We start from the raw sequence: 7,895 nt of genomic DNA, 5'->3' as shown, positions 1-7,895 counted from the left end.
GTCCCTCTGTGCGGCCAGCGCGCGCTGCAGGCGCACGTCCAGCGCCCACCAGCGGCAGTCGTTGGCGCGCTCGTAGAGGTTGCGGTCCATGATGTCGATGGCCAGCCGAGCCTGGAACAGCGCGCCGTCGAAGACGGCCGCGAGCGCGCTGCTCTGCAACTGATCGATGGCTTGCTCGAACACCTGGCGCAGTTGGCCGCCGGTGCGCTGCACCTCGTTGAGCAGCGTCGTGGCAAAGCCCCCTCCGCCCTGGGCGTGGCTGCGCAGCTTGCCGTTCCACAGCGTGCGCGACAGGTTGCGCTGGATGCGCCGGGCCTCCAGCGGAATGCCCTGCAGTTCGGCGTCGAAGAGCTGGCGCGTGTCGAGCGTGGCGCCCAGCCGGTGCAGCTCCTCGCTGGCACCGTGGTCCTCGGCGGCCTCGAAGGCCCATTCCAGTGGCGTCAGCACGCAGGCCTGCCAGCCGGGCGGGCCGACATAGCCCTCGTAGCCGCTGGCGCCGGCGCTGGCGCAGAGGAAGTCGCGGCCGGCGAAGAAGAGGCGTTCGCCCTTCAACGGCAGCTGCGCGCCGGGCGGGATCTGCCAGGCGTCGGAGCTCTGCAGCACGCGTTGCTGGGCATCCAGCAGGCAGATCACCGAGCGCTCGTCGTGGCCGGCCAGCAGCTGGCGGAACACGGCGGCCATCTCGTCTTCGAGCCGGAACGACAGGCACAGCAGGCCGATCACTTCCTTCGTGCCGGCCGGCGTGCGCAGCGCGCGAGCGTAGATCAGGCCCTGCCGGCCGCCCAGCAACGCGGTGGCGCCGTGGCGCTCGAAGTAGGGCGCGCCGGAGGCCAACGCCTCGGCGACCCAGGGCTCGCGGCATGCGTCCTGTGGGCCGCTCTCGTCGCGCCGCGCCAGCACCTCACCGTGGGGCGACAGCACGATGACGTCGTCGTAGACCGAGTACTTGGCGGTGTAGGCCGCGAAGCGGGCCTGGAGCGCGGCGCGGCTGGCGGCGTGATCGGGGTCCGACGGGTCCAGCGCCGCATGCGCGCACAGCGGGCCGTCCACGGCGAGGAAGCCCACGTCGGCGGTGCGCTCGAACAGGTTGCGCACGAGGATGTCGATGGCCACGCGGGCCTTGCCGTCCATGCGCTGCAGCGCGTGGCTGCGCAGGCGCCGGGCCAGGCTGTCCAGCAGCGTGGCGGTGAGGTTCTGGAAGGCGGTGCGGGTGTGCGCGATGTCGGTGGCCGTGCCGCTCATCTGGCCCAGCAGGGCCAGGCTGTCCCACACGCCCTGCAGGCGCAGCAGCGCCTCGCGGTGCTCGTCTACCAGCGGCATGCGGCGCAGATAGGGCAGCACCTCGGCGCTGAAAGGGAGACCCTTGTGCCAGACCTTGTTCATCGCGCGCAGCTCTTTCGAAATCGGTTGAGATGGAAGTCCAGGTCGCATGTGAGCGGGACGGTGCCAACCGTTGCACCGCGCGGCAGCATGCAGGAGAGTCGCAGGCTGGCGAGCACGCTAACGGCTCCACGCGCGCAAGTCGTCACATAAATGCGATCGGCCGCAGTGGCTCGTTTTTGGTGCGCGATGATGTTGCCATCTGTCGATCCACTCCTTGCTCGCCGTGTACCTGCCCCAGCACTTCGCTTCGCTCGACCTTGACCATGCGCTGCACCTCATCGCCGAGCAACCGCTGGCCCTGCTGGTGGGGCCCGATGCGGGCGGCGACAGCTTCGGCACGCATGTACCGCTCGTCGTGGTGCCGGGCGAGGGCCTGATGCTGGAAGGCCACATGGCCCGCGCCAACCCGCACTGGGGCTGGTTGTCGGCTCAGCAGCGCCTGCTCGCCGTGTTCAGCGGCCCAAGCGCCTATGTGAGCCCCAGCCACTACGAGTCGGTCAAGAACGTGCCGACCTGGAACTACGCGGCCCTGCATGCTTACGGCGAGATCGAACTGATCGACGGCGCTGCCGACAAGGACGGTCTGCTCAAGCGCCTGATCGCACGGTTCGACCCGGGCTACGCCGAGCAGTGGCGCGGCCTGCCGGAGGACTACCAGCACAAGCTGCTCGCCGCCATCGTCGGCTTTCGCATCCGCGTGACGCGCTGGGAACTGAAGCTGAAGATGAGCCAGAACCGCTCGGCGGTGGAGCGTGGCCGCATCCGCGAGGCGCTGGCGGCGTCGGAGCGCGGCGAGGAGCGGACGGCGGCGGAGTGGATGGCGCGGTTGGAAGGCTGAAGCACGACCAGGGCATATTTACCTCCCCCAGATTTCTTTCGGCCCGTGCGTTTGGATAGCGCTACCGTCCGGCCTCGCCGCTGTGGCAAGACGGACTTACTTCATGCACGAGACCATGCCGATCTTCCTCAAACCCAGCACGGCACTCGCCGCCGCCCTTCTGCTGGCACTGCCGGCGTTGCAAGCCCAGGCCCAGACGGCCGCCGCCTTACCCGCAGCCGCTGCCTCGCAAGCCGCCGCCGGCCCGCTGTGGGGCCACGAGCTGGCGCAGCGGGCACCCGACCCGGCGGTGCGTTTCGGCCGCCTGCCCAACGGGCTGCGCTATGCCATCCAGCACAACGAGACGCCCAAGGACGGCGTGTCCATGCGGCTGCGCATCGGCGCGGGTTCGCTGCAGGAGCGCGACGAGGAGCGCGGGCTTGCGCACTTCCTGGAGCACATGGTCTTTCGTGGCAGCGCCGACGTGGCGGACGGCGAGGTGGTGCGCATGCTTGAGCGCCAGGGCTTGGCCTTCGGGCCGGACACCAACGCCTTCACCGCACCCGACCAGACGGTCTACCACTTCAACTTCCCCAAGGCCGATGCCGCCGCGCTGGACACGGGGCTGATGCTGTTCCGCGAGATCGGCGACCGGCTCAAGCTGGACGCGAAGCTCGTCGAGCAGGAGAAGGGCGTGATCCTGGCCGAGGAGCGCACGCGCGACGTGCCGGGCCTGCGGGCCTACGTTGCGCAGCAGGAGTTAGCGCTGGCCGGCACGCGCGCGGCGGAGCGCATGCCCATCGGCCATGTGAAGACCATCCAGGCCGCCACTGCCGAGCGCCTGCGCCGCTACTACACCGCCAACTACCGGCCCGACAACGCGACCGTCATCGTCGTGGGCAACGTCGACGTGGACGCCGTGGAGCGCCAGATCCGCGAGCGCTTTTCAGACTGGAAGAGCGCGGGCACCGCCGACGCGCCGGACCTTCGCGCGCCCAGGCCCAAGCAGCGAGCCGCCGAGTTCGTGGCCGATGGCGCGCCCGACCAGCTCTCGCTGAGCTGGCTGCTGCCGCCCGACAACCGCCCTCCCACGCTGGCCGCCGCGCGCGAGCAATTCGTGCAGCAGCTGGCCGTGGGCGTGCTCAACATGCACCTGGCGGACCGGGGCCTGCAGCCGGGCAGCCCGTTCATCGGCGCGCAGGGCTCGTTGCAGCCGACGTTGTTCAAGGTGGCGGGCCAGGCCCGGCTCGACGTGCTGGCCCCGCCTGAGCGCTGGCCCGCAGCGCTGGACGCCGCCGTGGAGGTGCTGCGCCAGCTGCTGGCAGAAGGCGTGAAGCCGGCCGACCTGCAGCGCTTGCTGCCGCTGATGCGCAACCATTTCCAGGCTCTCGCGGCGCAAGCCACCACGCGCCAGCACGGGGCGATAGCCGACGGGATCCTGATGACGGTCAACAGTGAGGGCCTGCATCAAAGCGCGGCCCAGATGCTCGCCGAGGCCGAGCTGATTCTTGCGGCCGTCACGGCCGACGAGCTGACCGCCGCGATGCGCCGCAGCCACGGCGGCAGCGAGCCGCTGTTGTTCCGCAGCGCCAAGGCTGGCGTGGGCACTGCGGCGCTTGAGCAGCAGCTGGCGCAGTCGCTGTCGCGCCCGCTGGTGGCCCAGGTGGCAGCCAACACGGCCGACTGGCCGTACACCGACTTCGGCCCGGCCAGCGCCATCGTCAGCAAGACGACAGATGCCGAGCTGGGCACCACGGCCGTGGCGTTCGCCAACGGCACACGCCTGCTGGTCAAGCCCACCGCGCAGGAGAAGGACAAGGCCACCGTCCACGTGCGCCTGGGCCAGGGCCGCAGCGGCATGGCGCCGCAGCAGTTGCATGCTGCGTGGGCGGTGGAGATCCTGCCGCTGGGCGGCACGGGCAAGCGCTCGCTGGCCGAGCTGATGCAGTGGCGCCAGGCCAGCGGCAAGCAGGTCGACGCGAGCTTGATCGTCGACACCTGGAGCTTCGTGCTGCAGGGCCAGACGCGCCCGGTCGACCTCGCCGCCCAGCTGCAGGTGCTGGCGGCCTATGCGCGCGACCCGGGCTTTCGCCCCGAGATGGCAGAAAAGCTGGCCGGCCTGGCGCCCATGATGGCCAACCAGTTCGAAGCGCTGCCCGGCATGGTCTTCATGCGCGAGTTGCTCAGGGTGATGAGCCAGGGCGACGCGCGCCTGGGCAGCGTGCCGAGTGCGGCAGACATCGCCGCCACCCGCGCCGAGGACGTGGCCGCAGCGCTGCGCACGCCGCTGGCCGGCGCGGCCGACGTGGTCATCGTCGGCGATGTGGGCGTGGACGCCGCCATTGCCGCCGTGCAGGCCACCTTCGGCGCTGGTGCCGAGCGGCCGCGCCCGGCGCGCGCTGCGCTGAAGGCGGCGCCGCCAGCCGAGGGCAGCGCGCCGCACGTGGTGCACCACCGCGGCCGGCCCGACCAGGCCGTGATCGGTTGGCAATGGGCCATGCCTGACTATTGGGCCGACCCCGCGCTGTCGTACACCGGCAGCGTGGCGGCCGCCGTGTTCCAGGGCCGGCTGGTGGAGACCGTGCGCACGAGGCTGGGCATCGCCTATTCACCCAGCGTGGGTGGTGGCGGCTCGGTGGATGTGCCCGGGCAAGGCCATTTCACCGTGCAGATCGAAACGCCAGCCGAGAAGTTCGACACCTTCCGCGACCTGGCGCGCGCCCAGCTGCGCGAGCTGGCGGAGCGGCCGGTCAGCGCGGACGAGGTGCAGCGCGCGCGCCAGCCGCTGGTCGAGCGCAGCGTCCAGGCGCCGCAGGGCAATGGCCATTGGGTCTACTGGCTGCCACGCGTGCTGGCCGAGCCGCGCAACAAGGGCGCCATGCTCGGCGAGACGGCCGGGCTGCAGGCCGTCACCGCAGAGCAGGTGCAGGCCTTCTTCCGCGACCGCATCGGCAGCCGCAAGCCCGTCGAAGTGGTGGCGCGTGCCGCGGAGGCCACGCCGCCGAAGTGAGGCTCAGGGCCCGGCGGCCTCGCCCAGCGCACGCCGCAGCGCCATCGCGGCGTGCGGCGCGCGCTCCTTGGCGCCGCTGATGAAGTAGATGAAGACGTCGCGCGGCGCGGCGGCCGGGGCGGGCGCCGGTTCGATGCGCGGCAGGCCTTCGGGCTCACTGCCCTGGGACCAGGCCTGGGCGGCCGCGGCGAGCGCCGGGAAGACCTCGGCCTTGCAGCCCAGCGGCTCGTCGCTGTGCGTGCGCATGATGCGCGTGTAGACGAAGTCGCCCGTGGGCTCCGCGATGGCCGGGTAGTCGTCGGACTCGGTGAACACCGTCGCCGCCTTGTACTTGCGGGCCAGCGCCAGGTACTCCGGGCACTGGAAGCTGGCGTGGCGCACGTCCAGTGCGTGGCGCAGCTTGAGGCCGTCGACCTCGGCCGGCAGCAGCTCCAGGAAGGCCGTCAGGTCGGCCACATCGAACTTGTGCGACGGCGCCAGCTGCCAGACGATAGGCCCCAGCTTGTCGCCCAGCTCGGCAATGCCGCTGTCGACGAAGCGCTTGACGGAGTCGGCGCCATCGGCCAGCACGCGGCGCTGGGTCGCGTAGCGGATGGCCTTGAGCGAGAACATGAAACCGTCGGGCGCGGTGTCGCGCCACTTGGCAAAGGTGGCCGGCTTTTGCGCGCCGTAGTAGGTGCTGTTGATCTCGATGGCCGTCAGCCGCTGGCTCGCATACTCCAGCTCACGGGCCTGCGGCCAGCCCTTGGGGTAGAAGTTGTCGCGCCAGGGCTCGAAGTTCCAGCCGCCAATGCCTACACGGATCTTTGCTGCGCTCACGCTGACTCCAGAGGGGTGCCGAAGGGCCGCAATCTATCGGTCCCTCTGGTGCGAATGCAAGCGGACTTACATGCCCGCGTAATTCGGCCCGCCGCCGCCCTCCGGCGTGACCCAGACGATGTTCTGCGTCGGGTCCTTGATGTCGCAGGTCTTGCAGTGCACGCAGTTCTGCGCGTTGATCTGCAGGCGCTGGTTGCCGCCCTCGCCGGGCACGAACTCGTAGACGCCCGCCGGGCAGTAGCGGCTCTCGGGGCCGGCGTATTTGGCGAGGTTGATCTGCACCGGCACCGCGTCGCTCTTCAGCGTCAGGTGGGCCGGCTGGTTCTCTTCGTGGTTGGTGTTGGAGATGAACACCGAGGAGAGCTTGTCGAAGGTCAGCTTGCCGTCGGGCTTGGGGTAGGCGATGGGTTGGAACTCGGCGGCCGGGCGCAGCGCCTGGTGGTCGCCCTTGTGGTTGTGCAGCGTCCACGGCGGGCTGGCCACGCCCAGCTTGGGCAGCAGCCACTGCTCGATGCCGGTCATCAGCTGGCCGGTGGTCTTGCCCTTCTTGAACCAGAGCTTGAAGTTGCGCGTCTGCTGCAGCTCCTCGTTCAGCCAGCTTTTCTCGAAGGCCTCGGGGTAGGCCGTGAGTTCGTCCTGCGCGCGGCCGGCGTCCAGCGCGGGCGCCAGGGCCTCGGCGGCGAGCATGCCGCTCTTGATGGCTGCGTGGCTGCCCTTGATGCGGGCGGCATTCAGATAGCCGGCGTCGCAGCCCACCAGGCAGCCGCCCGGGAACACCGTCTTGGGCAGGGCTTGCGGCGTGCCGTTGTTGATGGCGCGGGCGCCGTAGCCGATGCGCTTGCCGCCTTCGATGTGGGCGCGGATGGCGGGGTGGGCCTTCCAGCGCTGCATCTCGTCGAAGGGGCTGAGATACGGGTTGTCGTAGTCCAGGCCGATGACGAAGCCGAGCGTGACCTTGTTGCCTTCGAGGTGGTACAGGAAGCCGCCGCCGAAGGTGTCGCCCTCCATCGGCCAGCCGGCCGTGTGCACCACCTTGCCGGGCTGGGCCTTGGTCGAAGGCACTTCCCACAGCTCCTTCACGCCGATGGCGTAGGTCTGCGTGTCCTTGCCCTCGGTCAACTTGTACTTGGCGAGCAATTGCTTGCCCAGGTGACCGCGCGCGCCCTCGGCAAACACGGTGTACTTGCCGAGCAATTCCATGCCCAGCTGGAAGTGGTCGGTCGGCTCGCCGTCCTTGCCAAGGCCCATGTTGCCGGTGGCCACGCCGCGCACACGGCCTTGCTCGTCGTAGAGCACCTCGGCGGCGGCGAAGCCCGGGAAGATCTCGATGCCCATGCCTTCAGCCTGCTGCGCCATCCACTTGACGACGTCGGACAGGCTGACGATGTAGCAGCCGTGGTTGTGGAAGTTGCGCGGCACCAGCCAGTCGGGTGTGCGCTTGGCGCCGGTCTCGCTCAGGAAGAGCACGTCGTCGTTGGCCACCGCCTGGTTCAGCGGCGCGCCGAGTTCCTTCCAGTTCGGCAACAGCTCGGTGATGGCGCGTGGGTCCATCACGGCGCCGGACAGGATGTGGGCGCCGGGCTCCGAGCCCTTTTCGAGCACGACGATGTTGGCGTCGGGCTTGATCTGTTTGAGCCGGATGGCCGTGGCCAGGCCGGCCGGGCCGCCGCCGACGACGACCACGTCGTACTCCATAGATTCGCGGGGGCCGAACTGGGCGAGGATTTCTTCGGATGTCATGCAGGCTCCGTCAGCTTTGAATTGCGCGCGATTCTAAAGAGGCTGAATTGCAAAAAGAACGGTCGTGCTTTTTAGTGCGCGGGCCTGGCCCGGTAGGATCGCCGCAACCCATTCAGAAAGCAGTCT

At 69.7% G+C, this 7,895-nt stretch carries 4 protein-coding genes and 1 pseudogene; 2 read left to right on the top strand and 3 right to left on the bottom strand.

Features of this window, described 5'->3' with window-relative positions; genetic code table 11:
- Positions 1 to 1,383, bottom strand: a pseudogene (locus ABIS05_RS09490) (hypothetical protein); the annotation flags it as partial.
- Positions 1,384 to 1,606: 223 nt separating this feature from the next.
- On the opposite strand from ABIS05_RS09490, the gene ABIS05_RS09485 reads away from it, so the two are divergent.
- Entirely contained in the window at positions 1,607 to 2,221 is a 615-nt protein-coding gene (locus ABIS05_RS09485; protein WP_348009342.1) for an FMN-binding negative transcriptional regulator, read from the top strand.
- A 103-nt stretch (positions 2,222 to 2,324) separates the two neighbouring features.
- Complete coding sequence (locus tag ABIS05_RS09480) at positions 2,325 to 5,210, top strand: insulinase family protein (RefSeq protein ID WP_348009341.1); 2,886 nt, start codon at positions 2,325 to 2,327, stop codon at positions 5,208 to 5,210.
- Between the two features lie 3 nt (positions 5,211 to 5,213).
- On the opposite strand, the gene ABIS05_RS09475 is transcribed toward ABIS05_RS09480, so the two are convergent.
- Together ABIS05_RS09475 and ABIS05_RS09470 are read right to left on the bottom strand one after the other, a co-directional pair.
- Positions 5,214 to 6,029: a DUF72 domain-containing protein gene (locus ABIS05_RS09475; protein ID WP_348009340.1), complete on the bottom strand. Its 816-nt coding sequence runs from the start codon at positions 6,027 to 6,029 to the stop codon at positions 5,214 to 5,216.
- Between the two features lie 66 nt (positions 6,030 to 6,095).
- A complete protein-coding gene (locus ABIS05_RS09470; protein ID WP_348009339.1) occupies positions 6,096 to 7,769 on the bottom strand; it encodes an electron transfer flavoprotein-ubiquinone oxidoreductase in 1,674 nt (557 codons plus the stop codon).
- Positions 7,770 to 7,895 lie beyond the last annotated feature (126 nt).

The sequence above is a fragment of the Roseateles sp. genome, from assembly GCF_039929605.1.
Lineage (GTDB): Bacteria > Pseudomonadota > Gammaproteobacteria > Burkholderiales > Burkholderiaceae_C > Pelomonas.
The sequence above is the reverse complement of the archived record's forward strand: the minus strand, read 5'-3'. Positions and strand labels throughout refer to the sequence as shown.